General features: G+C 40.5%; 23 protein-coding genes and 1 riboswitch. Of the genes, 14 read left to right on the forward strand and 9 right to left on the reverse strand.

All coding sequences use genetic code 11. The annotated features are described in order from the left end of the window. The first annotated feature begins 113 nt into the window (after positions 1-113). Positions 114-872, forward strand: coding sequence for a sugar phosphate isomerase/epimerase family protein (locus tag ACFFGV_RS18215; protein ID WP_377350918.1), 759 nt, complete (start codon positions 114-116; stop codon positions 870-872). 4 nt (positions 873-876) lie between these two features. Here ACFFGV_RS18215 and ACFFGV_RS18220 read toward each other — a convergent pair whose 3' ends face one another. Further along, a complete protein-coding gene (locus ACFFGV_RS18220) occupies positions 877-1,464 on the reverse strand; it encodes a YitT family protein (protein ID WP_377350921.1) in 588 nt (195 codons plus the stop codon). A 364-nt stretch (positions 1,465-1,828) separates the two neighbouring features. Between ACFFGV_RS18220 and ACFFGV_RS18225 the strand changes: the two genes are divergently transcribed. Beyond that, on the forward strand, positions 1,829-2,287 hold the full coding sequence (locus tag ACFFGV_RS18225) for a hypothetical protein (protein ID WP_377350923.1): 459 nt from the start codon (positions 1,829-1,831) through the stop codon (positions 2,285-2,287). A 137-nt stretch (positions 2,288-2,424) separates the two neighbouring features. Here ACFFGV_RS18225 and ACFFGV_RS18230 read toward each other — a convergent pair whose 3' ends face one another. Both ACFFGV_RS18230 and ACFFGV_RS18235 read right to left on the reverse strand, forming a co-directional pair. Beyond that, positions 2,425-3,432 (reverse strand): Gfo/Idh/MocA family protein, encoded by a 1,008-nt coding sequence (locus ACFFGV_RS18230; RefSeq protein ID WP_377350926.1) that lies wholly within the window; start codon positions 3,430-3,432, stop codon positions 2,425-2,427. A gap of 167 nt (positions 3,433-3,599) precedes the next feature. Beyond that, positions 3,600-3,935, reverse strand: coding sequence for a winged helix-turn-helix transcriptional regulator (locus tag ACFFGV_RS18235; protein ID WP_377350928.1), 336 nt, complete (start codon positions 3,933-3,935; stop codon positions 3,600-3,602). A 122-nt stretch (positions 3,936-4,057) separates the two neighbouring features. On the opposite strand from ACFFGV_RS18235, the gene ACFFGV_RS18240 reads away from it, so the two are divergent. Continuing rightward, on the forward strand, positions 4,058-4,552 hold the full coding sequence (locus tag ACFFGV_RS18240; RefSeq protein WP_377350930.1) for a lactoylglutathione lyase family protein: 495 nt from the start codon (positions 4,058-4,060) through the stop codon (positions 4,550-4,552). 98 nt (positions 4,553-4,650) lie between these two features. Here the strand turns inward: ACFFGV_RS18240 and ppc are convergent, their stop codons facing one another. Continuing rightward, the gene (ppc, locus tag ACFFGV_RS18245) at positions 4,651-7,407 is read right to left on the reverse strand and encodes a phosphoenolpyruvate carboxylase (RefSeq protein WP_377350932.1); all 2,757 of its coding nucleotides are present in this window, start codon (positions 7,405-7,407) and stop codon (positions 4,651-4,653) included. A gap of 416 nt (positions 7,408-7,823) precedes the next feature. Between ppc and ACFFGV_RS18250 the strand changes: the two genes are divergently transcribed. After that, positions 7,824-9,464 (forward strand): cell wall-binding repeat-containing protein, encoded by a 1,641-nt coding sequence (locus ACFFGV_RS18250; protein WP_377351127.1) that lies wholly within the window; start codon positions 7,824-7,826, stop codon positions 9,462-9,464. A gap of 193 nt (positions 9,465-9,657) precedes the next feature. Further along, positions 9,658-9,780: a hypothetical protein gene (locus ACFFGV_RS18255; RefSeq protein ID WP_377350934.1), complete on the forward strand. Its 123-nt coding sequence runs from the start codon at positions 9,658-9,660 to the stop codon at positions 9,778-9,780. 83 nt (positions 9,781-9,863) lie between these two features. Here ACFFGV_RS18255 and ACFFGV_RS18260 read toward each other — a convergent pair whose 3' ends face one another. Both ACFFGV_RS18260 and ACFFGV_RS18265 read right to left on the reverse strand, forming a co-directional pair. Then, a complete protein-coding gene (locus ACFFGV_RS18260; protein ID WP_377350936.1) occupies positions 9,864-11,315 on the reverse strand; it encodes an NAD(P)H-binding protein in 1,452 nt (483 codons plus the stop codon). 143 nt (positions 11,316-11,458) lie between these two features. Further along, positions 11,459-11,698 (reverse strand): protein YuzH, encoded by a 240-nt coding sequence (locus ACFFGV_RS18265; protein ID WP_377350938.1) that lies wholly within the window; start codon positions 11,696-11,698, stop codon positions 11,459-11,461. A 172-nt stretch (positions 11,699-11,870) separates the two neighbouring features. Between ACFFGV_RS18265 and ACFFGV_RS18270 the strand changes: the two genes are divergently transcribed. The 4 genes from ACFFGV_RS18270 (at position 11,871) to ACFFGV_RS18285 (ending at position 16,813) form a co-directional block, all read left to right on the forward strand. Further along, positions 11,871-12,221, forward strand: a complete 351-nt coding sequence (locus tag ACFFGV_RS18270; RefSeq protein WP_377350940.1) for a VOC family protein — start codon at positions 11,871-11,873, stop codon at positions 12,219-12,221. A gap of 51 nt (positions 12,222-12,272) precedes the next feature. Further along, positions 12,273-12,773, forward strand: a complete 501-nt coding sequence (locus ACFFGV_RS18275; protein ID WP_377350942.1) for a GNAT family N-acetyltransferase — start codon at positions 12,273-12,275, stop codon at positions 12,771-12,773. A 1,438-nt stretch (positions 12,774-14,211) separates the two neighbouring features. Next, positions 14,212-15,297 carry an AI-2E family transporter gene (locus ACFFGV_RS18280; protein WP_377350944.1) on the forward strand — a complete coding sequence of 362 codons (1,086 nt, stop codon included), beginning with the start codon at positions 14,212-14,214 and terminating at the stop codon, positions 15,295-15,297. A 775-nt stretch (positions 15,298-16,072) separates the two neighbouring features. Beyond that, positions 16,073-16,813 (forward strand): alpha/beta hydrolase, encoded by a 741-nt coding sequence (locus tag ACFFGV_RS18285; protein WP_377350946.1) that lies wholly within the window; start codon positions 16,073-16,075, stop codon positions 16,811-16,813. A gap of 41 nt (positions 16,814-16,854) precedes the next feature. Here ACFFGV_RS18285 and ACFFGV_RS18290 read toward each other — a convergent pair whose 3' ends face one another. Next, entirely contained in the window at positions 16,855-17,097 is a 243-nt protein-coding gene (locus ACFFGV_RS18290) for a hypothetical protein (RefSeq protein ID WP_377350948.1), read from the reverse strand. 423 nt (positions 17,098-17,520) lie between these two features. On the opposite strand from ACFFGV_RS18290, the gene ACFFGV_RS18295 reads away from it, so the two are divergent. After that, entirely contained in the window at positions 17,521-18,138 is a 618-nt protein-coding gene (locus tag ACFFGV_RS18295; RefSeq protein WP_377350950.1) for an NUDIX hydrolase, read from the forward strand. 207 nt (positions 18,139-18,345) lie between these two features. Here the strand turns inward: ACFFGV_RS18295 and ACFFGV_RS18300 are convergent, their stop codons facing one another. Both ACFFGV_RS18300 and ACFFGV_RS18305 read right to left on the reverse strand, forming a co-directional pair. Beyond that, entirely contained in the window at positions 18,346-18,858 is a 513-nt protein-coding gene (locus ACFFGV_RS18300; protein ID WP_377350952.1) for a hypothetical protein, read from the reverse strand. A gap of 189 nt (positions 18,859-19,047) precedes the next feature. Beyond that, positions 19,048-19,135: riboswitch (cyclic di-GMP riboswitch) on the reverse strand. A gap of 218 nt (positions 19,136-19,353) precedes the next feature. Continuing rightward, a complete protein-coding gene (locus ACFFGV_RS18305; RefSeq protein WP_377350954.1) occupies positions 19,354-20,736 on the reverse strand; it encodes a YjiH family protein in 1,383 nt (460 codons plus the stop codon). A 191-nt stretch (positions 20,737-20,927) separates the two neighbouring features. Here ACFFGV_RS18305 and ACFFGV_RS18310 point away from each other — a divergent pair, with 191 nt between their 5' ends. The 4 genes from ACFFGV_RS18310 to ACFFGV_RS18325 all read left to right on the forward strand — a co-directional run bounded on the left by ACFFGV_RS18310 (position 20,928) and on the right by ACFFGV_RS18325 (position 25,284). Beyond that, entirely contained in the window at positions 20,928-21,509 is a 582-nt protein-coding gene (locus ACFFGV_RS18310) for a YdcF family protein (RefSeq protein WP_377351130.1), read from the forward strand. 401 nt (positions 21,510-21,910) lie between these two features. Then, positions 21,911-23,842, forward strand: coding sequence for an endonuclease MutS2 (locus ACFFGV_RS18315; protein ID WP_377350956.1), 1,932 nt, complete (start codon positions 21,911-21,913; stop codon positions 23,840-23,842). Positions 23,843-23,963: 121 nt separating this feature from the next. Beyond that, complete coding sequence (locus tag ACFFGV_RS18320; RefSeq protein ID WP_377350958.1) at positions 23,964-24,716, forward strand: (S)-benzoin forming benzil reductase; 753 nt, start codon at positions 23,964-23,966, stop codon at positions 24,714-24,716. A 10-nt stretch (positions 24,717-24,726) separates the two neighbouring features. Next, positions 24,727-25,284 carry a thioredoxin family protein gene (locus tag ACFFGV_RS18325; protein ID WP_377350960.1) on the forward strand — a complete coding sequence of 186 codons (558 nt, stop codon included), beginning with the start codon at positions 24,727-24,729 and terminating at the stop codon, positions 25,282-25,284. The last annotated feature ends 73 nt before the right edge of the window (positions 25,285-25,357 follow it).

Consider the following 25,357-nt stretch of genomic DNA (forward strand, 5'->3'; position numbering starts at 1 on the left):
GTCAGCGGAGAGGTTTTTTTCTGTTTATCATTTGTGGAAGGGATTCCATAGGTGCACATAGAAAGGAATAGAAAAGGTTTACATTTTTTAAAGAGAAAGAGGAGGATGTTAGGATGGTAAAAATGGGCTTACAACTATATTCTATTAAAGAAGAAATTGAAAAGGATTTTCTTGGTACAGTAGAAAAAGTGGCAGATATGGGATATGATGGGGTACAATTTGCAGGGTTTTATGAAACACCAGCAGCTCAGGTAAAAGAACTCCTTCAGAGAAAACACATTACTTCAGCAGGGGCCCACGTGCCGTTTGACCAGCTCCAAGGCGCGAACCTGGATAGGACTTTTTCCTATCAACAGGCTATTGGGAACGATTTACTCATTTGCCCTTATTATCCGAAGGAAGAACTACAGACGAAAGACGATTTTATTCGATTGGCCGAATCCTTAAATGAAATCGGACAAAAATGCAGGGAGAATGGATTTCTTTTCGCTTATCACAATCATGATTTTGAGTTCAAAAAGTTTAACGGTAAAACAGGATTTGAGATGCTATTTGACTATACAAGAGAAGAATATGTGAAGCTAGAGCTTGATTGTTATTGGGCTGTTTATGCAGGCTTTGATCCTAGAAAAATTATGGACAAGTACGAGAACCGAGTTATTTCCCTACATATAAAAGATATCAAAGTGGAAAACAATCAAAAAGTGAGCACAGAAATTGGTGCAGGTGAACTAGATATTACCGGTATCATTGATAAGGCCGTGTCCCATAACGTCCAATGGTTTATTGTGGAGCAGGAGCATTTTGAACGGGATATGCTGGAAAGCACGATGTGGAATGCTCGCACATTACGCAGTTTAATAGGAATGTAACAAGTTAACTGCTTAGTACCATCCGGGACGTGCATAGTGTTGTGGCTATGGCGACGCTGGCGATGGTAAGAGCTGACAAAATCAGAGTTTGGGTGGAAAACAACAAGCCGCCAACGATAATAACCGTGAAGTCTATTAGAAAAATGACAACACCTACGTTCATTTTTGCTGTATCGGCAATCATCTGTGCTAACAGATCAGTACCGCCGGTGCTTGTCTGATAACGAAGCATTAAACCAATACCGAGACCAACAAGGATACCTCCAATAAACGCACTGACCGCTGGAGGAATGGAAAGGTGATACGACCGTAAACTGCTAAATAAATCAATAAAAAAAGAAGAAAGCAGTAGTCCATGCAGGCTATTATAGAAATACGAACGGTAGCGAAACCAAGCAATGGTAAAGATAGGGATACTGATGAGGATGATAGTCAGCCCCGTCTTTAGCCCCCACAAATAGTTTGCAATAAGACCGATGCCAATGACGCCACCATCCAAGACATGGTCTGGAATAAGGAAAATATTAATACCCAACCCTAACAAAAAGCTCCCTATAACGATAACTATAGCTTTAGTCAATAGTTCATTCATTTGGCACCACCTTCATAGGACAGGTTAGTGCTATGTATATTCAGCCCTTGTACAAAATATCCTCATTAGAACGAATGATGACGGGTCCTTCTTGTAAACTAGCTATTGAAAATGATAAGCAAAGAGGTACACACAATTAGAGTAAGTAGTTCAATTTTGGAGTACAATATTGCAATTTGTACCCCTTAATTAAACTACTTTTTTCATGTGAAAATGTAGTCGAAATTGTAGGGTAAACTGCATTTTAATCTACATTACTAATTATGTGATTTGGAAGATTTTTGGTATTAATATGGTAAAATGAGTTAAACAGCGTTATTCAACTAACGAGGCAGTTTAGCAGAATAAGAACAGGAGGATTAACATGAAAACTTTTATTATGCCCCTTGCAATTATGGTCTTATGTTTAAGTGCTTGTTCGAATAATGAAGAAATCATAAAATTTAAAGATAAGAGTTTTGCTAATACACTACATATACAAAAGGTGGAAAACAATTCTTCATCTGAAGAGGTGAGCAAAATGGTTACAGATAAAGATAAAATAAAAGAAGTTTTATCTATGGTAGAAGGTCTAAAGGCTGAGGAAATCAATAAAGATACCTTTATGGAGAAATTGAAATCACAAAGTGTTTATATGTTTGCTTTCTTTCAGGGCGATGGAAAGAATACTGAAAAGGGAAAATATGCTTTTAATATTTTAGAAGATGGAACTATCCTTTTCCATTACGATAGAGTTGATAATCCCGGTACTCCTCTTATTACAACTGACAAGAATAAAGATTTGTTAGATAAGATGAAACAGAAGTTAGATTTAAATTTATGAATATGGATATACCAACGAAAAATGAGCTTCAAATTGCTATGCAATTCAACGCTCATTTTAGAATATATTTTCGCTTTTTGTGCTCCAAAACTGAACTACTTACAATTAGAAGTGCACCTCTTTTTTCTATGCGAGTCTTAAGAAGACACTTCGCTAACCTCTACCCTTCGCCCGTGTTGATGGGATAGGCTGGCAGCTTCATTCACAACCGTCAGCCAGTAAGCGTCCTGTTTACGAATATCTGGTTCCCTTCCCTCTAATATAGCAGCCGCCCATTGCTCCATAGGCATCGGATGTTTGGAAGGAATTTCTGTTGGTGTTATCCATTCATGTGGATTAAGGTGATTACTTTTTATACGGATATGCCCTTGCTCAATCATTAGAGTGCCTTCCGTTCCGTATAGCTCTAATTGAAAAGGACTCCCGTAGGAAAGAAAGCTAGATTCCAACACGGCTGTCACACCAGATTCATACTCCACAATAGCAGCGGCATGATCATCAACCCCTTTATTCATTAAGGATTGCAGACGACCAGTAACAGCCAGTGGAGCTCCGGCTAATCGATTAGCAAGGTAGATAGGATGCGCCCCTAAATCCATTAAAGCTCCCCCGCCTGCAGCCTGTTTATCAAAAAAACGTTCCGGAAGCCAACCATTCGGGTTTAATTCACTAGGTACTGCACCATTATGAGCGACCCGGCAGCGAATCATACTCAAATCACCCAACAGCTGTTCTTCCACTACTTGTTGTGCGTAAGCATAATATGGAGATGCCAGACGTGGTAAAGAAATCATAAATTGTACATCAGATTGTTCCATCGCTGCAAAAAGCTCTTCACATTCTTTCCCTGTAAACGCAAGCACCTTCTCCGTGAAAATATGCTTGCCATGACTCACTGCAGCACTGATAATTTCGGTATGTAGATGAGTAGGGGAAGAAACAATAACCCCATCAATAGCGTCATTCGACAAGACATCCTGTAACTCCTGAACAAAAGGTACCTCCATCTCCTCAGCCCATTGCTTCCCTCTTTCAGCATCTTCATCCCATATCATATCCACAGAGATGGAAGCGTGGTCTAAAGCTTCCTTAGCGTAGTCCGTTGCATGCACATGCCACTTACTTAATAAAGCTACTCGTATCAAGAACCTCACCTCACTAGTATGTATTTCTTTTCCATCTTATCATGAGGCTACTTAACGTAGGGGAGAATTAGTAATTTTTTTATATGGTAAGGGGGAGGGGTGTATCATTTGGGAAAGCGGTTAAAGTTTAGTAGGAAAGCGCCAGCACACGAAAAAAAGCGAGTGTATTACTCGCTGTCGTCGTGTTCTGTTCCCCATATGTGCATTTGTTCGAGGATTGGCATTAGAGTGTTTCCTTTATCGGTCATGGAGTACTCCACTTTGGGAGGGATGGTATTATAAGCGACTCGTTGAATGAAGCCGTCCTCTTCCATTTCTTTTAGTTGTTGGCTCAATACTTTGTGTGTAACTCCTGGGAGCAGTCTCCTTAATGCGTTATACCTTAAGGTTCCATCAACGCCTAAATGCCAGAGTATGACAGTTTTCCATTTTCCTCCTATTTTGCTTAATGTATATTCTATAGAGCATTTTAGTTTGCCGTCTTTGTTTGTGGGAGTGTCCATGAATGGTTTTCTTCCTTTCTTACCTCTAGGATAGTATCTTACAAAAAAGTGCATACTTACATACGTAAAAATACAACAGTATAATGATTTTGTATTGTAAAAAGCTTAAGGAGGATGAACGTATGTTAACATATCCAAGATCATTTTCTCACATTGGCTTATCGGTTCCAAATCTGGACGAGGCTGTGAAATTTTATACAGAGGTATTTGGCTGGTATGTCATCATGGAGCCTTCAGAAGTGAAAAATGATGATACTCCAATTGGCCAGATGTGCCGTGATGTATTCGGGAATGATTGGGAGCAGTTTAGGATTGCTCATTTGTCTACGGGGGATAGAATTGGTGTGGAAATGTTTGAGTTTCCTGAAAATGAACAACCGGAGGACAATTTTGAGTATTGGAAAACTGGTATCTTCCATTTCTGTATCCAAGACCCTGATATTGAAGGCATTGTGGAGAAAATTAAAGCGCATGGCGGGAAGCAGCGCATGCCTATTAGAGAATACTATCCAGGGGAAAAGCCGTTTAAGATGGTCTATGTAGAAGATCCTTTCGGAAATATTTTTGAAATTTATACACATAGCTATGAACTGACATATTCTGAAGGTGCATACTAAGCAAAAAGCCGAAGCTCCAACAATGGAGCTTCGGCTTTTTGTATTTCCATTTAATAAAAGGGCCTCATGCTCGGGCCTGCAGCACCCTTTCCTAAGCATCAACCTGTGTTTCGAAGACCTGCCGCAATACCGCTAATCGTTAGCAGTACTTCTGTTAGTAGTTCTGTGTCTGGTTCTTCAGAGGAGCGCAATTCCTCAATAAGGTCTACTTGAAGGAAGTTTAATGGGTCCACGTATGGATTACGTCTTCTTACAGATTCCTGGATAGTGCTTTGATTGTCCAGTAAGTGACTGGACCCAGTGATCTGCAATAGTATTTGTTCCGTACGCTTATATTCTTCGACAATATCGTTATAAATACGTTCTCCCATTTCCTGATCGCCAACAAGTGTTACGTACTCTTTTGCTGTTTGCATATCCGCTTTCATAAGGGCCATCTGCAGGTTATCAATGGTAGAGCGGAAGAAAGGCCATTGCTGATACATATGCTGTAATAACGCTAGGTTGTCGTCGCCTTGTGATGCATACTGCTGTAATCCCGTACCAGCAGCGTACCATCCAGGTAATAGATGGCGGTTTTGAGTCCAGGCGAATACCCATGGAATAGCGCGTAAGTTTTCAAACTTAGAGCTATCCTTTCGTTTCATTGGTCGTGATCCTATATTGAACTGACTAATTTCCTTTAATGGTGTTACTTCATTAAAGTAGGTTAAAAAGTCATTATTTCCAAATACAAGAGAATGGTATTTCTTAAGGGAAATGTCAGAAATCTCTTCCATTGCTCGCTCCCAGTTTTCCTCACGGTGGTGAGCTTGTTCTGATTCCTTGGAGATATTGGCTGCGCCTTCCAGTAAGGTGGAAGCAGCTTGCTCAAGACTTCGGTACGCAATGTCCGATAATAGATATCTGGAGGAAAGTACCTCTCCCTGCTCGGTAATTTTCACATCCTCACCTAACGTCTCCACAGGCTGAGAGAGAAGGCTTCGATTTAGTGGTCCGCCACCACGTCCAAGAGACCCGCCACGGCCATGGAAAAATTTCAGGCGAATGTTGTATTCCTTAGCCATGTCATGAATTTCCTGCTGAGCTTTGTATAGCTTCCAGTTAGCAGTTAATGTACCGCCATCTTTACTTCCATCTGAATAGCCAAGCATAATTTCCTGTGATTGGTTTCGTTGCTTCAAATGATTGCTATAGCTATCTAATTCAAATAGCGTTTGAAGTATTTCTGGTCCAGCAATGAGGTCATCAACTGTTTCTAAAAGTGGTGCTACGTGTAGATCACTCTCCGTGTGACCATCTGCATGAAGGCGATAGATTCCTGCTTCCTTCGCAAGAACAAGCACTTCTAAAATATCACTGACCGATTCCGTCATACTAATAAGGTACACTTCAATAGAACGCTTGCCAAATTCCTTATGTGCCTGGCGTATCGTTTGGAACACATGGAGCATATCCTGCGTTTCTTTAGAATAATCTTCATTTAATAAGGATATAGGGCGAGGATCTTGTAAAATTTTATCCAGTGTTTCAATCTTTTCCTCTTCAGAAAGGGCGCGATAATCCTCTGTTATGTTGACCTTATGCAGCAGTTCCGTTATGGCTGCCTCGTGTTCTCCGCTATGGTTACGAATGTCTAGAGTTGCTAAGTGGAAGCCAAATAATTCTACTTGGCGAATTAGTTTTCTTAACAGCTTTAGTTCCCTTCCAGACGGCTGATGCATTTTTGTGCTGTTTTTAATCATATAAAGGTCGTCAAGCAACTGGTGGTGATCCTCATAACCGATTTCTGATTGTCCTACCTGGCGAAGCCGGTCTAACATAACGGCGAATTTACGACGATAAATTTCCTGGCTCACACGCCATTTACTCGCTGATGGAATTTGAGGCTCTTCTTGTAATACAGACTGAGTAAGTTCCTCGCTCACCTTTATTCGATCTGTTGTATGGCTGAAACGTTTCATTAATTCCACAATCGTTTCCTCATACTTCTTTAACGCGAGATTTCGATGCTCTTCGAGGGTGGACCACGTTATATCAGCTGTTACATTCGGGTTTCCGTCGCGGTCACCGCCAATCCAAGATCCAAAGCGAAGGAAGTTTGGAACTACCCAATCCTTCTCAGGAAACTCGTCTTCTAAGCAATCTTCAAGCTCCTGATGAATGTCAGGAAGCACATCAAATAACGTCTCGTCAAAGTAGTATAAACCATTGCGAACTTCATCCATTACACTAGGTTTCCGTTGACGAAGTTCATTCGTCTGCCAAAGTGCTGTTACCTCATTAAAGAGACTTTCCTGCAGGTTAGTTCTCTCCTTGGACGTGAGTAATGGATGATCCAACTGCTGCAAAATAGTCGCAATTCGTTTTTGAATTTCCAGTACTGATCGTTTTGTAGCCTCCGTCGGATGAGCCGTAATAATAAGCTCTAAAGAAAGCTTATGTAGTACGGATTGTATCGTATCCTCAGAAATATCATTTTGTCTCAGGGATTGTGTGGCACTTTCAAGGGAAAAAGGCTGAATACCATGATCGTCACGGGTTTGATACTCTCTTCTGCGACGAATTCTATGATTTTGTTCGGCGATATTAACTAAATGAAAGTAGATGGAGAAGGCTCGAATGACCTGCTGGCGCATTGGTGGTTCTAGCTTGCCTATTTCATCCTTTAAGGCATGATAAGTATCTTCCTTATATTCCTCACGTAGCTCTTTCGTAAGAGTACGAATGGACTCTACCTTATTTAATAGTTCTGTACCTCCATGATGTACCAGAATATCCCCTAATATATGGCCTAATTGATTAACATCACGTCGTAAAGGGGTTGTATGATCATTTGGAGTATAAGTTGACATGTTTAGACACCATCCTATATGTTAAATTCTTAATAACGCTACAAACTTGTTATCATAAGCGGCAGTAGAGCATAAACACTTATGGAGAGAAAAAAGATTGCTGTCCATTATCATATGGATAACTTGTAGCAGCCTTTCTTTCACAATATTTTAATAATAATACTATCATAGCTTGGCGGTTTTGGTAAGAAACGATGCTAAAATGAGATAGGAACGTATGATACTTATATCATACCGAGATTATATTTTCCCCGCTCCCGTTTATATATTCCTTCTCTTCCTTCACATTAAGCATCTTCACAAAACATTTCATAAGAAAAAGAAGGAATTTGTCTGTGTTAGTCTAATACACTTTAAGAAGATGTTCTTAGTAAAGAACAAGAGCAGCTATTACTTATGGAGGAGTTGGTTGTTTGGTGATTAAGAAAGGGAAATTTTATATCCTCGCTTGTGTTATGCTAATGTGGTCTTTTTTATTTCCTCTTGTAGCAGCAGCAACTACAGAAAAACAGCCTATGTCACCACCATTAAGCTATGTCGCTCTTGGCGATTCCTTGGCAGCTGGGATTCAATCCGATTCTTCCCAAGGGTTAGGGTATAGTGACTACCTCGCTCAAAAGCTAGAGAGCATTGATTACTTAGGTGCGTTTACGAAGTCGTTTGCTGTTCCAGGCTATACGTCAAATGACGTCAGGGAAGGGCTGAAGCAGCCTCAGCAGGTTCAGGCTATTGCCGAAGCGGATATTGTAACGATATCGGTTGGAGCTAATGATTTCCTTAAGGTGTGGAAGGAAAATCCTGAGCATTTACAAGATCCTAATGTAACCTCGGCATTATTTGCAAAGCTTGGCGAGAACTACACGAATATAGTGAAGACCATACACAAGATTAATCCTTCCAGCAAAGTGTACATCATGGGCTACTATAATGCCTTTTATGCCTATCCAGAAGCGGAGCAGCAAAATTTAGTTGCTCTGATGCACAAAATTAATCAACTCATAGAATCTGTCACAAGAGCCGAAGGCCAAACATTTGTACCAACCTTTTCGCTTATAGAAAAAAATTACCCTGTTTATTTACCAAATCCGGAAAATATTCATCCAGGTTCTGAAGGCTATAAAGTAATTACCTCCGCGTTTTGGGAGGCGATGAAAGAGGAGCTTCCCGTCACGATAAAGCGAATTGCTGGAAAAGATAGATATGAGACAGCAATAGCTATCTCTCAAGAAGGATGGGAAGCATCGGATATCGTTGTATTGGCAAGAGGGGACACGTTCCCTGACGCTCTGGCTGGAGCACCTCTCGCCCATTTATTAGATGCTCCGATTCTTCTTACTAAACCTAACGAGTTATTAGAAAGTGTATCAACAGAATTGCATCGTCTTAACGCCAAAAAAGTGTATGTGCTAGGCGGTCCAGGTGCATTAGCGGAAGAACACATATTTAAGGAGCTGGAACGGTTAGGATATACTCCTATTCGGGTTGCAGGGAAAGATAGATATGAAACAGCGGTGCGTATTGCTGAAAAAATGGAAGCAGAGGCCTTAGGAAGCAGTAAAACTGCTATTGTAGCAAATGGCAGCAAGTATCCTGATGCTCTATCAGCTGCCTCTTATGCTGCTGAAACGGGCACTGCCATTTACTTAACAAAAGCAGAGTCTGTTCCAGAAATCACGAAAACCGCTTTAGCGGAAATGAATCGAACTCTACTCATTGGTGGTCCCACTGCCATTTCAGAGAAAGCTGCTCAAACCATGCCTAACACAACTCGTTACGCTGGGGTGGATCGGTATCAAACCTCTGTCACTGTTACAAGGGAATTAAATCCTTCATCCAAAGTTTTTCTAGCAACAGGTGAAACATTCGCAGACGCGCTTACCGGATCGGTTTTAGCCGCTAAGTGGGATTATAGCTTCTTGCTGGTTCCTCCGCACCACCTCCATGATTCTATTGAAACAGTTGCGGAGGAAATGGATGTGTTTCGATTTACTATTCTAGGGGGAGAGGGAGCTATTAACCCTGCCTACGAAAAACAATTAACTAAATTCAGACCATAACAATAAAGGGATAGGCAGTTTAGTGTAGGAGTACCATTATTGCCAGGTACGCTATGCTAAACTGCTTTTGTATGCTGCATACTGTTCTGACGAAAGGTGCATTCCAACAACAGCAACTGTTTCTAAAGGTAAGAATTACATAGTAGAATAGAAGTCAAGAGCTTGGTGTTCTATCAAAATGGGAGGTGACAAGATGAATTTAGTTCAAATCAGTATCTTCTTCGGCAGTCTGGGAATATTCTTTGTAGGAATTGCCAGTCTATGGGCTGTGTCTATTTACGATAAGAAGATAAAAATGCTACAGGAGAAGGAATAAAATGAATGTAGTTTGTTTGAGGAATAAAGAGTAAAGAGGACCCGAAATACGAGCAGTATTCACGGATCCTAAATGGGATTCCATTATGTTTCTGTGGTAACGAGGATAGGGTTGTTCGGAGGGTGGACTTCTAGCTTCATTAAGTGCTTGTGGAATTGGTACATAACCCATAAATGAGCCTTGGCCTGTGTGTAGCGATAAATAAACCATGGTAAAGATGGCAAATAATCATGAATGGCTACAATACACTCATCACTATGTGGTATCCTGCGAAATTCGAGTCGCCCTCGCTTGTTTTCTGCCTTATTCTCAAATGCTCCTCCGGTTATATAATAGAGGGATCGATTTACTGTGCTTCTATCCTCAGAATAACGAAACGTCAACAATGGCAGGGAGAGCAAACGGGTTTGGATGGAATACTCATTTGTTTCATCTACTTCGATTTTCAAGAAGGGATGAATTAACTGATGGAGCCAAATCATATAGTAATTCGACACCCAATCCGCGTCTTTTCCAGCGGGCAGTGGAATTCGCTGGACAGAGCGCACATCCTGCTGGATAGAGGGGGCATTAGGTTTCATGACCGATTTACGTTCCTTGGCATTCTGTTTCTCTTCTTGTAGTGTTTGGTGAACGGATTGTTTAAAAGTGATCTTACCAAAGCTGATTTCTTCATCCATATGTTCGGGTTTAGCTGTCATTGGATGCGTAAGGCTTTCAATCAGCGGATACACCATCTCCTTTGGACTGTTAGTTGTGAGACTCACCCATAGTCGGGAAAGTTTCACGGTAAGAAACGGAACATTAATCATTTTCCGTCTAAGTCCCATTACTTCTGTGGTTTGCCGCATCATCTCCTTATAGGACATAATTTCAGGGCCCCCTATATCAATGGCCCGGTTGGACAATGTTTGATTACCTATACTTTTGTCCAATGCAGTTAATACGTCTGGAAGTGCAATGGGATGTGTCTTTGTTCTAGTCCATTTTGGAAGTACCATGACAGGTAGTCGTTTCACCAGCTTCTTTAATATTGGAAAAGAAGAGCCTTTAGGTCCAACAATTAATCCTGCTCTTATGGTGGTTACTGGAGTGCCATAAGCTCTAAGTATATTCTCAACTTCAAGACGGCTGCTCAAATGGCGAGAAAGCTTTTCGTTCTCAGGGATAATGCCGCTTAAGTACACAATCTGCTTGAGTCTTTGCTTTTTAGCAGCCTGAGCGAAATTATCTGCTAGAATAACATCCATGTTTTCAAAGGATCCCTGGGTGAGCTTAGCGGAGGGCTTCATAGAATGGACAAGATACACTGCAAAATCTACACCTTCTAACGCTTTTTCAGCATCAGACATTGAAAACAAATCGCAGGAACGCCATGTTACCTGTGCTGTATCTTGCTTATTATTAATGTTTCTAGAAAGGGCAACAACATCAGCGTGCTCTGTCAACTTATTTACTAAGTGGTGACCAATATATCCGCTGGCACCAGTGAGCGCTACAACTGGTCTCTTTTTCGTCTCCTGATTTTTCATCATTGAATCCTCCCCATAATGATGTACTATCTAGTGCTTTCCCTGAATATCGGTAGTTGTAACAATTCGAGGTGTTAACATCGGAGCATGCAGAATGGGGAGCCTTCTCCCTTCTTTAGTAGTCCAGCATTAATTGCCGATCCGATTCAGCCTGTATGGTGTTTCCTATTTTGATAGGCGGTTTTCCGGCCCATTGCTTTATTTAACAGTAATTGCATCTCTTCTCGGCTTGCTGTATCTACAAAAGGGTCTTCCTCTCTCCAATCGAGAGAATATAGGAGAAAACAACGCTTCATCCTTCTGAAATAAAAAACAGAGTTTGGGTGTGTATCAAAGTAAGCACGGACCATATTTCTCCTGCTGTAACTCCAGCGTATCAGTTTCAAATTTAGGACTCCTTTCTGATGACTTCTTCTAATTCGAACATTTGTTCCTCGATTATAGCACGGAGACATAATATTTTTAACTAGTAAGCTGATGTAAATTAGTAGAATGATAGTTAAGATGGAAGTGAAAAGGGTATGGTGCAAGAAAGATGGTAAGGGAGGTTCATAAAGGATGAAAACAAATTTAGAGCATGTCCGAGCGAACGTACTTAATTTGGAGGCGGCTATAAAGTGGTATAAATCCGTTTTAGGGTTTGAAGTGACAGGACAATGGCCGCCTGAGGAGCCAAACTACGCACATTTTGGCGGGGAAGGTGGAGCTACCTTTGCTATCATGGAGGATGAGCTTGTTCCTTCTCGAGGAAGGTTTAATTTTACTGTAGATCATGTGGAAGAGTATTGGGAGCAAGTGAAGGATAATGCTGTTATTGTTGAGGAGTTATTCGAAACTGACTATGGAAGTAAAAAATTCACGATAAAGGATTTAGATGGTAATGAGCTAGGTTTTGTGCAAAGGAAATAAGAGGGAAGCCCACATGATGATGTGTGGGCTTTTTTTATAGGAAGGGAGAGGATGGAAATGAAAACAGCAAGGTTACAGTTAAGAGAAATGACTGGTGAAGATGTAGACCATTTACTTGAGATTTTTGCTGATCCTATTGCTATGCAATACTACCCATCTACGAAAAATCGAGAACAAACTAAACAGTGGATTGAATGGAACAAACGATTATACAAGCAGGAAGGGATAGGCTTGTGGATAGTAGAAGATAGGAAAACGAGTTGTTTTGTTGGCCAATGTGGACTCGTACCTCAAGAGATACAGGGGGAGAAGCGCTTGGAAATTGGATACCTATTATCGAGAGAGCAGTGGGGGAATGGTTTTGCGACAGAAGCGGCACAGGCCTGCCGTGATTATGCCTTTCATGTATTAGAGGTAGCAGAGGTGATTTCTATTATCGATATAAGGAATACCCCCTCAATAAACGTAGCAAAACGAATTGGAATGAAAAAAGAGCAGCAATTACATATAGATAACAAACAACAGTTTATATTTCGGATAGGAGCAGAGTGAAGGTAGTTCACTATATGGGGATGGATAGTGATGCTGGAACAAAGGATATGAAGTGACCTTGATAGAAGAAGTGCTCTATAGCATGGAATTCTCATGTAATCGGCGGATTAGACTTGGAAAAACAGTTTAATACCTTCGTTCCAATCAGTATAATACCATTCTTATAGAAGTAAATATCCAATCCCTCCTCCTTTACTGTAATGACTAAGTATTTGATTTATGAATATCCTGTAGGTCTATCTCAAAGGTGTGAAGAAAATAGAAAACAAAGCTGAAACAATGACAAAGAATGGGGGCTTATGCACTTCTGACCAACTGTGAGCGTTGACTGACGGCCTTCAAAATAAAAAGCTTGTCCTGCGGAGTTAGCATGTTCCAGCTTGCTACTTTAATCTTCACGATATAACTCCCTCCCTTCCAATGGAATATGTCTGTCCCTTATAGTTGTTTATACCGTCATTTTCTCTAAATTAAACAACAAAAAAATCTACAATATTCTCACCTGGGTCGTACACATGTTGTAAGTATCTTTAGAAAGCTGCTGAAAAAGCATGGATAGAGGGGGATTTACAGTATAAAAACAGAAATTCTGTCGAGGAATGGGGGTGAGTTAAAAGGACGATGTCTAGCATAAAGTGTATATGGCATTTATACTTTGTAGGTTTTGGCAACATGATTATTAGACAAAGTGTATAAATAAACGTGTTATAAAGTGCATTAACGTGTATTATCATTCAATGTTTGGCAATTATCTTGAAACTGAGTCTTTAAGTAAAGGGCAGATTTCTGGAAGACTCCGTTTCGAGACTTTTCGGGGTTCGTTGCTGGTTTGAGAGTAAGGGGTGGTTGGGAAGCCGCTCGCTTTCCTGCGGGGATGACGGCAAGCCTCCTCGAGCTAAAGCTCTGCGGGGTCTCGCCAGCCAATCCATTCCCACGGGAGTCTCGCAGCTTCCCAACCACCCCTTCGATTATGTGAGAAACGAACCCCTATACCAGGAAGGTGTATCTTCCACCATCACTACCTATAGCAAGAAAGAGCTCTATTACGAGCGGTTATGAGCTCTATCCATACAATGGAAGCTTTGTGTTACAGTTCCTATAGGTATAGAATGCACCTTATTCTGAAAGTGATTTCGAGCTATTCCTCGCAGCCCCCATCCACTCAACAGAAGTCTCGAAACTGAGTCTTCCACAAACGGGTGCTTTACTTTAACAAACTTCGCGAACAAAAAGACCTTAAATATGCATCATTTTATACATTGATGATAATAGTTAAAGTCTTTTTATATTTAAAAAATATAATGCCATTTCATACATGGAATAAATGCCAAATACATAAAGTACGCTGAAAAATGGGATAACCTATAAAAGATGGGTTACAAATGGTTTTATAAGTGGAATGGAAAAGAGTTATAACCTAATAAAGGAGTTTAATGATATGTGGCTGAACCACCCTTTCTTCAAATATGTTACGGGTATCATTTTATTACTTATAACATTATATTTTTTGCTGGCAATGGATTTACTGCATCCAGTGTTTATTATCGTGAAAACCTTATTTTATCCCATTCTTTTAGCTGGTTTTCTATATTATGTGTTGCAGCCTATTGTTAAATGGCTGACACGTATCTCGTTTCTACCTAAATCTGTCTCTATTCTATTCGTTTTTTCATTTATCGGCGGTATACTTTACGCGCTGTACCTCCTTTTTGCTGCGAGTATCCAGAAGCAGGTGGAGGATATTTCAAGCACTCTTCCTGAGGATTTAAAAGAGATGGGAGAGAAGGCCAAACAGAAAGTGGAAGAAAATGATCTTGGAATGCTTTCTGTAGAAAGTATCCAGCAAAAGACGGCTAGCTTTTCTAGTAATTTAATGCAAATGCTAGGCGACAATATGACTGAAATCATCTCGACTGTAACAGGAGCTACTACCGTTCTTGTGGTAGTACCCTTCGTGCTTTTTTATTTTCTGAAGGATGATGCTCGCTTTGTCCCATTCCTCATGAAGGCTATCCCTCCTAAGTGGAAAGAGGAAATCTCCCTTGTCTTACATAAAATAGATGATACGTTATCATCTTATATTTATGGGCAAATCACTGTAGCTATAGTTGATGGGGTGCTGATGTATATAGCATATCTAATCATTGGGATAGATTATGCCTTAATACTTGGTATTTTTGTTACCCTGACCGCAGTGGTCCCATTTTTTGGTCCAATTATTGGTGTCATACCAGCGCTTGTCGTCTCCTTAACCCAAAGCCCTGCTCTGGCCATTTATGTACTTGTTTCCTTAGTTATTGTACAGCAGTTAGAAGGAAATTTAGTGGCGCCAGTTGTATTTGGTAAAAGGCTTAACATTCACCCATTGACGATTATTTTGTTACTAATTGTGGCAGCGGCTCTTTATGGATTTGTCGGAATGCTCATTGCTATACCATTTTATACAATCATTAAAATAGTAGTAGTACATGCTATTGATATTGTTCTTCGAAAAAAGGGAAGAACTCCTCTAAAGGAGAACTAATCAAATCCAGCTCATCCCCCTCTTTTTTCAAATTTTCTTTGAGTAAGGAAACGGCTAGTAGGAGTGTTCATTGGATGAGATATAAAGATTACCAACTGAATCAGTGCAAACTTAAAAGCTCCTAATCCTTAAGTGGAAAGGGAGCTTATTTCAAATCGTCCATCCAATAGCTTATGTTGATATTCCTGTTCTGAAAGGCGAGTTGAGTGGTCGGAAATAGCTCCGCTTTCCTGCGGCCCCACACGATGTGGGGTCGTTCACCGTTGCTACAGGATGTAGCGCTCTTAGGTAAACTTCCTTACTTGCGGCTGAGCCTCCTCGGACAGCAAAAGACGCTTTCTGCGGGGTATAGGCTCATCCATTTTCCAGTCCATACCTTTGCCGTATTGAGAGAAACGGACTTCTCAACTTTCTTGATTCCATTTCTTGCCCTTTTCATTCTGAGCCTATATGAGTGGTTCTAGAAGCTAGAGAAAAAAAGTTCCTTTTATGGGTTGATTGGGCTGGAATCACGGAGACTCCCGCGGAAAAACGAATGAGCAGAGACCCCGGAAGGCGGCGTTCTTTGCCGACTGAGGAGGCTCAGCCGTTCGTCCGTAGGAAAGCGGAGTGATTCCAGCCCAATCAACTGCTCTTTCTATACTCCTTCCAAACCATCTCGAATCCGAGTCTTCCACCATCTCCCCATTAAGCGGAATAAACGTGATGTTACATGCACTGAACTTATTCGCTATAATAATATAGAAAGAAAGTATAACACGAGGGAATGAGACGGATGAGCCAGAAAAGGCTGTGGTGGAGATGGGTTCTCCTTATTGTATCAACGCTCCTGGCTGCCTCTGGAATTGCAGGGTATATTTATTTGCAGCCATATGAAGCTTCTGATTATGCTAAGCAACAATTAACATCAACAGCATCTGTTACGGTTGCGGATCAGGATAAGTGGATTCTATTTGAGCCGAATCGTTCCACGCAGACTAGTATTATTTTTTATCCAGGAGGACTGGTAGAGCCTGAAAGCTACGCGCCATTTGCTTCAAGACTAGCAGAATCAGGATATCGTACTTATATCGTAAAGATGCCGCTCCATTTAGCTGTATTAGGAATAGATAGAGCCTTGGAAATACAAGAGCAAGACACTAACGAAACGCTTATTATGGGTGGCCATTCTTTAGGTGGTTCCATGGCGGCGCGTTATGCTGCTGAACAGGATGGAATTGACGGTTTGTTTTTGCTAGCCGCCTATGCAGAAGAAGGTGGTGATCTTTCTAAATCCTCTATGCCGGTGCTGTCTATTAGTGGAGACAAGGATGGGATTTTGAATATGAGGAATTTTCGGGAAGGAAAGGCCTTTCTTCCTGATGACGCTAGGTACGAAAAAATGCAAGGCGCAAATCATGCGCAGTTTGGTTCTTATGGTCCCCAAGACGGCGATGAACAGGCGGATATCGAGAGAACAGAACAAGTACAGAGGACGGTCACCCTGTTAAGCGAGTGGATAAATAATTTCAGATAACGGAAATGGCACAACCTATTACGTTCGGTTGTGCCATTTTACTATAGGATGAAGATAGCGATTAGGATAACGGTAATAACAAACGTGATGAGGTAAATAATAGTGAGGAGCTGAAAACTGGAATTATGCTTCGGGTTGGATTTATATGTTAATGATTTTTCCCCATGATCTTCCTCTTGTTCATATACCTTCGATGTATGGTTTACAATCTTCCCCACATATAACGTACCGACTAAGGCTAACACACTGACTAAAATGATAGCGCCATATAGAAATGGATACATGGTCAATGCCTCCCTCTTATCCTTCTGAACTCGTATTTACCTTTAGTCTAACAGAAAAGGTTTGAAAATGGATATGCTCTAACGATTATTTCCAACCACCAGTTCCTTTCGTCATAATTAATTCACATGTAGTTCTATCCAGCGGAAAGGTATTGTTATGTCTTAGTCTGAATGACTTCATTGTCCCTTTGGTTCATTAATAGCAACGACGTCTGCTTTAGAGAACGAAAAGGTGGCCTTATGGGTTCAGACCATAACGTCGGATTACAGACATGCACTATTGGTTTGCTGGCAAGTCATGATAATGTCTCGGAAATTTTCTAGACAGTAACAACTTGGGTTATGATAAATCTCCGTCATCTTTTCCAAAATGAAATATGAAAGGTACAATAGAGGTAGTTATGAACACGCTAGGGGGATTAGATGGAAATATTGAATGTTTTCAACAAAGATTATGAAAAAATAGGGACAGCCAGCAGAGAAGAAGTTCATACAAAAGGATATTGGCATGAAACCTTTCAATGCTGGATTGTAGGGATGGAGGAAAATCCATATATAGTGCTGCAGAAGAGAAGCCACACAAAAAAGGAATTTCCAGATTTACTAGATATTTCAGCTGCTGGGCATCTTACCGCTGGTGAAACGATGGAAGATGGGGTGAGGGAATTAGAAGAGGAGCTAGGGGTAACGGTACACTATTCTCAATTGTATTCTTGTGGGGTGTACAAGGATGGTATAACGATAGGAAGCATGAAGGATAACGAACTGGCAAACATCTTTTTATATAAGCTAGCAGGGAATATACAATCTTTCCAGCTCCAGCAGGAAGAAGTAGCAGCTATTGTTAAGGCGGATTTGCACGATTTTATTGCCCTGTGGAGAGGGGACAAGCAAAGGATTGTAGTGCAAGGCTATACAGAACGATTAGATAGAACCAGAGCAGCTGTCACATGGCAAGTGAGCAAATCCCATTTCGTTCCCCACGGATCTCATTATTATTTGTATGTTGCAGAACAGGCAAAAGAATACTTGCATCAGTAAATAGAGGTATTTTTGCTGCATTTGTATAGCAATGACTCTATACCAATAGGTTCGTATGAGCTGTATAGCAGCAATAGTGGGAATACCGGTAAAGTAACGAAGGGGATGGGCTCCGTAGATTTAGGAGACTCATCCTTTCGTCTATAGGAAAGTCATTCATTTCCTGCCACTATTTTACCAATTTATATTAGTTCTTCTGTATAGTAACTAGACGAGCATCTCTTCCTTTATAGACTGTTCTATGTATGTCTTTTGGATATAGCTAGTCATCATATCCGTTTCAAAAGGCTCACAAAGCCGGTGTTTTTCTTGTAAATACATGTTCTGAATATGTTTAGGGGTAAGCCCTAAGTTTAATCCCAGCATGCAATATTGGTTTATAATTGTTTCGAAGGCTTTTTGCTGTCTCTCTACGTAAGGAAAGGTGGAAACCTCTACATTCAGCTTATAAATCTCCTCGCTAATATCCTTCTCAAAGCTATTCAGAAGCGGGCTTTTAACCGTCCACGGCTGCATTTTATGTTTATAACCTAGGAATAATAAATAGGGGAGGGTCCGCAAATATAGTTCTTGCATTTTCCCCAAGTCGTTTAAGCTATACCAAATGTAATGCTCATTTACATATAAAAGCCGCTTTTGAATAAGGTTTACAAGTTCTATGCTGGTCACAGATTTTTTGGAGAATGTAGCATTTTCCTTCATTAGTTTTTCCAGATTCATTGTAATCTTCCTTTAATTATTAGTATGTCTTGCGTTTTATGTGCCCTGTCATGTTGGGAAGTTATGGGTCGGCTGCTTAAATTTACAGAATTCGGCATAAAACGACATTTAATATGAAAAGAAAAAACCCCACCTCGACACAGGTGGGGCAATGAATCATTTCTAACATAGCATAAATGTTAAATGTATAATCGCAGCTCGACTACCATAGCACTTGACATGCGTTAGGCCCGAAGCTTTGCGTCCTTACCTTTCGATAAGTTTGCCCACAAACTATATTCAATTGGAAAATAGTAAAGTTCTTCACACCTCCATAATATATCATACTTGATGGAAAAACCAAATATTATTTCCAGTTTTTTAATATGTTTGTAGTCTTATTGTAATATTACTCAGCGCTCCTAATGAGAGTCTAAATTCCTATGGTAACGCTTCAATGTCCTTTTTTGTCGTTTTATAGTGCTAAATAATTAGGTCTAAATGTTCATTAAGGTATCACAGTAGTAGGTGGGCTAAAACCGTAATAATTGGCAGTGTGATAATCGTTCTTTGTACGAAAATAACACCTAGCTCCCAGAAAGAAATCGGTATTTTGGATTTAAGCAGGAGTACTCCTATTTCAGACATGTATATCAGCTGAGTAATGGAAACCCCAGCAATAATAAATCTAGTAAGCTCACTTTCTATACTTTTGCCGATGACGGCAGGGAGGAACATATCTGCAAACCCAACAATCATAGCTGGTGCTGCTGCTTCTGCTTCCGGAATTCTCATCCATTCTAATACAGGCACGATAGGGTAAGACAGCCAGGTGAAGATGGGAGTGAATTCTGCAAGGATAAGCGCTATTGTCCCTAATGCCATAACAATGGGTAATAGACCGAACCATATGTCCAATACATTGATAAATCCTTTCTTTAATACACCTCTAAAGCTCTTCACGGATTGTGCTTTTTCTAAAGCTAGCTCTTTCCCGTGTTGAAGAACGGAGCTCCCTTCAGGCACATCTTCAGAAATTTGCTTGCCTACCGGTGCATAATACGTATTCTTCTTATTAGATAAGGGAGGTATTCTTGGCATGATAATAGCTGCAATAATGACAGCAATCGTGATAGAAAAGTAGAAAGGTACAAATAAGTGCTCTAATCCTATGAAACTGATAACAACTAAGCTAAAGGCAATAGAATTAATGGAGAAGTTGGTCGCAATAACAGATGCTTCTCGTTTATTATAATAGCCCGTTTCATATTGCTGGGTAGTAATTAAAACACCGACAGGTCCTGCTCCCATCCAGGAAGCGGTCGCATCAATGGAGGAACGACCTGGGAGAGAGAAGAGCGGCTTCATTACTTTTCTTAATAAGGTACCAATGAACTCCATTAGACCAAATTCCATTAGGAAAGGCATAAGTAGTGCTGCGAACAGGAACCAGGTTGTTAATACGGGGATGAGCGTGAAAAGTACTGTTCCGCCAGTGCTTTCAGCATATACCCAGGATGGTCCTAATTGAAAAAGTGTTGCAATCGCAAATATTGCTCCTACCAGACGAAGGCCAGTCCAGAAGGGGGTGATGCCGAATAATTGCTCAGCTATGGTGTTTTGCATCCAATGTGGATTCATTACCTGTTTCAGGATAGCGAACAAAAAGGATAGTGTAATTAGAGCTGTCATAACATAGGGTATTTGGGCGGTAAATAACCCTTGAATGTATTCTGCAAAAATCCCAACGCCAATAGTAATTTTACCTTGGAAAGGGATCGGTACAAGAAATAATAGTATTCCTAATAGAGACGGGAGGAGGAATTTCCAAATTCCTTTATTTTTCATAGATTGTGGTTGGTCTTTCGTTAAGGATGAGTAGATGGTTTCTTGCTTCATTACGAGCCCTCCTTTGAATAAATATAAAAAGTTATTGATAAATATACATTATTATTTGTATTTATTCAATACTATTCTTAATATTTTTAGATATTTCAAAATGGGCTGTCCCTCTATATATAATCCTATAGCATTCTCGTTGTACAGGGATAATGGACATGATAGAGTAGGAGGTGGAGTTGGTGTATACAATGAAGAAGATATTTATATTACTATTTTTAACCATTTTCATCTATGTAGCCTATACTGGATACTCGATGTGGAATTTTTCTAAACCTTACCCGCCAGAAAAGACAGATGCAGCAATCGTATTAGGTGCAGCAGCATACTATGATGACCCTTCTCCAGTATTCGAGGAACGTATAAAGCACGGCATAAAATTGTACGAAGACGGCTATGTGGACTCGTTAATCTTTACTGGAGGAAAGGGGGATGGGGCTGCATACGCAGAAGCAGAAGTAGCTCAAAGATACGCTATAGAAAATGGGGTACCGGCTGAAGATATTTATATAGAGACAGCTTCTAAAATAACAGAACAAAACTTAGAGAATGCCAAAGGAATTGGAACAGATGATACCTTTAATGAATACACGATTGTTAGTGATCCCTTCCATACTAAGCGTGCTGTAGCGATGGCGAGGGAATTAGAAATGGATGCGATTGCTTCTCCTACCGAGACATCAGCGTATCAAAGCCTCGAAACCAAGCTGCCGTTTTTTATACGGGAATGGGCTTTCTATGTAGGATATCAAGCTAGCGCTCTCTTTCGATAAGTTGACAGCTCTAAAGGAATTGCATATACTATTTAGTAGAAATACGACAAATGAAATTAATCGACTTTACTTATAAGGAGTATGTTTTATGAAGGTTGTTGTTCTTAACTAACCCGTAACTATATACGGTCTCAAGAAAGTGAAAAAAGCTTGCTTACATGCAAGTGTAGTTTGTTATACACTTTTTTGAGTAGTTAAGAACAATCAATCATAGCAAAACACTTCTTTCATCGTTAGATAAGAAGGCTGTGACGTAATTGTCATGGCTTTTTTTTTGTTTTCTAATCCTCTGTAGAGGAGATAGAAAGCGATGTAGCGATTAAGATTCAAATGTCGTGTTTCATGCTGTAATGACGTTGTTCATTGCAGCTTTTTTTATACAATTTTAAGGAGGATTTCCGTTGAATATACATGCATATCAAGCATTACAGTGTGAATGGATATTAAATGAGGTAGCTCGATTTGCAAAAACGAACAAAGGGATAGACACGATTCAGAATCTCCGCCCTACTGTGCATAGAAGGCAAATTGAACGGATGCTGGAAGAGGTTCAAGAAGCGGAGCGGATACTATCCATCAGCTCTAGTGTTCCTATTCATAGTCTGGACACTGTCACGGATACTTTGGAACAGGCAAAAAAAGGTATGTTCATCCGTGCGGATCAATTTGAAAAGCTGACTGCGTTTCTGGATCACTGCGGAAAGCTAAAGCGATTTATGAGAGATAAAGGATATGCGGCGCCGACTATTTCGACCTATGTGGATTCCATCGCCGATTTAAGTGACTTAGAAGCAGAAATCCAAAGCTGTTTTCGGCACGGCAGAGTAGATGATTATGCATCGAAGGAACTTCAGAGGCTGCGCAAGCAAACTCAACAATTGCTCACAAAGATGAAAGAGCGGATGAATACACTCTCCAAATCCAAGAAGCTCTCTGCATTTGTGCAAGAGAGAGTTGTGGCTGAAAAAAATGGACGCTTCGTCATTCCTGTGAAAGCTTCCTATCGAAATAAAATGAAAGGAACGGTAATTGACTCCTCCGCTTCAGGTGCTACCGTATTTATTGAACCAGAAGAGATAACAAATATGCAGGAGGAGCTGCAATTACTTCGTATAGCAGAAGAGCGGGAAGTAGAGCAAATTCTATATTATTTAACGAGCATGGTGTTAGAGAAAGAGCACGAGCTATATGTTGCTATGGAAACCATGCATCAGTACGATGTGATTTTTGCTAAAGCCCATTACAGTAAATCCATTAACGCTCATCCAGCTGAGGTAAATGACACCTATACTATCCAGCTGAAAAATGCTCGTCATCCTATGTTGGGGGAGGAAGCTGTTCCGTTAAATATTCATCTAACGCCAGACCATTATGCCCTTGTTATAACTGGTCCAAATACGGGAGGCAAAACGGTAACATTAAAAACGGTTGGGCTGCTGACATTTATGACTCAAGTGGGGCTGCCAATACCTGCGGAGGAAGGAAGCTCCTTACATCTCTTTCATGACATATTTGTGGACATAGGAGATGGGCAGAGTATTACTGAGAATTTAAGTACGTTTAGCTCTAGGCTGAAGAATATAATTTCAATCCTGCAGGAGGCAAATGATCATAGTTTAGTTTTATTAGATGAATTAGGTTCTGGAACAGACCCAACAGAAGGTATGGGTTTGGCAACTGCTATTTTAGACCAATTATATGAAAAAGGGTGTACTATTTTTGCTACTACTCACTATAATGAAATGAAAGATTTTGCAGAGCAGAAAGAAGGATTTGTGAATGGATCCATGGAGTTTGATTTAGAAACACTGCAGCCGACATATCGCCTGCTCCTGGACACAACCGGTAAAAGTCAAGCCTTCCAAATAGCTTTAAAGCTCGGCATGCACCCGGGTATTCTAGAGAAAGCTCATGAAATATCCTATAAAGAAAAGGCAAGCTATCGAAGTGGCATAGAGGCTATCAATGATAAACAGCTAGTGAAACAGGTATCTGGTAATAGGTATGCCAGACAATCTGCAAAGAAGCCTTCTGTGAAGCATGAGGAACGAATTCCTGTCTATAGTATGGGAGATAATGTAACGGTGTTAGCTACAGGGGAAACAGGTATTATATATAAAGGCCCAGATTCGAAAGGAAATTATATTGTACAAATTAAGGGAGAAAAACAAACGTTGAATCATAAACGTATCCAGCTTCATATACGTGCCGAGGATTTATATCCTGAAGATTACGATTTTGATATCATCTTTAAATCGAAAGAATATCGTAAAATCAGAAAACAAATAGATCGTAAGCATGTAGAAGGGATATCGTTAGAAGAAGAAGATTAAGCATGAAGAGTCTATGAAGAGGGTAACCTCTCTATAGGCTCTCTTTCTTATTAGTTTCGAGTGATTACTTCTTTCGATATACTGTGGTAGGAAGCAGAAAAGAATTAGTAGGAGGGATTACATGCATTATGCTGTAATAACAGGCGTTTCCAAAGGACTCGGGGCTTCTATAGCGGAGGAATTAATGCAGAAAGGGATACATATTATTGGTATCTCAAGATCTATTAATGAACGATTACAGGAAAAAGCAGACCAGCATCAGGTTTCCTATACACATTATTCTTGTGATTTGTCTTCGGTAGCGGATCTAGAGGAAGTGTTTGGGGCTGTGGCAGAGCGTTTATCACAAATAGAGGCGCAATCTGTTTATGTAGTGAATAATGCTGGAGTTGTAGAGCCGATAGATCGGGTGGGTTCCCTAGCCTCACAGCATGTAGTCCAACACGTGCATGTAAATTATATAGCGCCTATGCTTATCACCAATTTAATGTATCAGCAATTAGCGACGACACCGGTCACAGTTGTGAATATTACATCTGGAGCCGCTGAGAAGACTATTTATGGCTGGAGCGTCTATGGTAGTACGAAAGCTGCTCTGAACCACTTTACAAGAACGGTTGCGGTGGAACAAGGAGAGGGGAGCAAGCACGTGTCTATTGCCTTTAGTCCGGGAGTGATGGATACAGACATGCAGGGTGACATTCGCTCCTCTTCTAAAGAAGCATTTCAGGATGTAGAGAAATTTCAACAGATGAAGCAGCAGGGCATGCTTCGAGACACTACGGTCGTTGCCCAAGCTGTAGTACGCCTATTGTTTCAAGAGACCATATCAAATGGGCAGGTGTATCACGTTAACGACTTACTTGATGAATGAGGTGAACAGGATGAACTTAAACGATTGGTACGAAAAGGGGATAACTCCGCAGGATTATATATCCTCTATGACGAAACATCAGGAAAACCTTATGCATGTGTATCGACATTTTGAACTTCCTGAAGAAGACAAAGAACAATTTGAGATGCTCCGAAATAGAGAGCTTTGCGCAATCATTTTGACAGAGGATTGGTGCGGGGATGCTATGCTCAATCTCCCTATTTTTTTAAAAATAGCGGGGGCTGCAAGCATTGACACAAGAGTGCTGTATCGAGATGAAAATCCAGAATTAATGGACCAATATTTAACCAATGGGAGTTCCCGTTCGATTCCGATTATAATTGTGTTCAATAATAACGGAGAAGAAGTTGCTCGTTGGGGGCCGAGAGCTCCCGAGCTCCAAAGTTTGGTGGACAATGCTCAACAGAATCTGCCGGAGAAGGATAACCCTATCTTTGAAGAGAAACAAAGAGAAATGATTATGTTCTTAACGAGAGCCTATCGAGAGAATGAAGAGCTTTGGTCCAAAGTGTATATGAGTTTGAAGCAAACAATTCTAAATGTGTAATTAGAAATCCCTCGCGGTTACCGTGAGGGATTTTTTTGGGTTGCCATCAGAAATAAAAAGGAGATAAATAGTA

It is taken from the genome of Pontibacillus salicampi (assembly GCF_042434395.1).
GTDB lineage: Bacteria > Bacillota > Bacilli > Bacillales > BH030062 > Pontibacillus > Pontibacillus salicampi.

Bases quoted from the DNA above. Each gene is read 5' to 3' on its own strand.
- ACFFGV_RS18300 (WP_377350952.1), bottom strand. From the start codon at position 18,858: ATGAATCTGGAAAAACTAATGAAGGAAAATGCTACATTCTCCAAAAAA.
- ACFFGV_RS18260 (WP_377350936.1), bottom strand. From the start codon at position 11,315: ATGATGAAAAATCAGGAGACGAAAAAGAGACCAGTTGTAGCGCTCACT.
- ACFFGV_RS18270 (WP_377350940.1), top strand. From the start codon at position 11,871: ATGAAAACAAATTTAGAGCATGTCCGAGCGAACGTACTTAATTTGGAG.
- ACFFGV_RS18215 (WP_377350918.1), top strand. From the start codon at position 114: ATGGTAAAAATGGGCTTACAACTATATTCTATTAAAGAAGAAATTGAA.
- ACFFGV_RS18305 (WP_377350954.1), bottom strand. From the start codon at position 20,736: ATGAAGCAAGAAACCATCTACTCATCCTTAACGAAAGACCAACCACAA.
- ACFFGV_RS18235 (WP_377350928.1), bottom strand. From the start codon at position 3,935: ATGGACACTCCCACAAACAAAGACGGCAAACTAAAATGCTCTATAGAA.
- ACFFGV_RS18240 (WP_377350930.1), top strand. From the start codon at position 4,058: ATGTTAACATATCCAAGATCATTTTCTCACATTGGCTTATCGGTTCCA.
- ACFFGV_RS18320 (WP_377350958.1), top strand. From the start codon at position 23,964: ATGCATTATGCTGTAATAACAGGCGTTTCCAAAGGACTCGGGGCTTCT.
- ACFFGV_RS18280 (WP_377350944.1), top strand. From the start codon at position 14,212: ATGTGGCTGAACCACCCTTTCTTCAAATATGTTACGGGTATCATTTTA.
- ACFFGV_RS18275 (WP_377350942.1), top strand. From the start codon at position 12,273: ATGGAAATGAAAACAGCAAGGTTACAGTTAAGAGAAATGACTGGTGAA.
- ACFFGV_RS18290 (WP_377350948.1), bottom strand. From the start codon at position 17,097: ATGTATCCATTTCTATATGGCGCTATCATTTTAGTCAGTGTGTTAGCC.
- ACFFGV_RS18225 (WP_377350923.1), top strand. From the start codon at position 1,829: ATGAAAACTTTTATTATGCCCCTTGCAATTATGGTCTTATGTTTAAGT.
- ACFFGV_RS18285 (WP_377350946.1), top strand. From the start codon at position 16,073: ATGAGCCAGAAAAGGCTGTGGTGGAGATGGGTTCTCCTTATTGTATCA.
- ACFFGV_RS18295 (WP_377350950.1), top strand. From the start codon at position 17,521: ATGGAAATATTGAATGTTTTCAACAAAGATTATGAAAAAATAGGGACA.
- ACFFGV_RS18310 (WP_377351130.1), top strand. From the start codon at position 20,928: ATGAAGAAGATATTTATATTACTATTTTTAACCATTTTCATCTATGTA.
- ppc (WP_377350932.1), bottom strand. From the start codon at position 7,407: ATGTCAACTTATACTCCAAATGATCATACAACCCCTTTACGACGTGAT.
- ACFFGV_RS18220 (WP_377350921.1), bottom strand. From the start codon at position 1,464: ATGAATGAACTATTGACTAAAGCTATAGTTATCGTTATAGGGAGCTTT.
- ACFFGV_RS18325 (WP_377350960.1), top strand. From the start codon at position 24,727: ATGAACTTAAACGATTGGTACGAAAAGGGGATAACTCCGCAGGATTAT.
- ACFFGV_RS18255 (WP_377350934.1), top strand. From the start codon at position 9,658: ATGAATTTAGTTCAAATCAGTATCTTCTTCGGCAGTCTGGGAATATTC.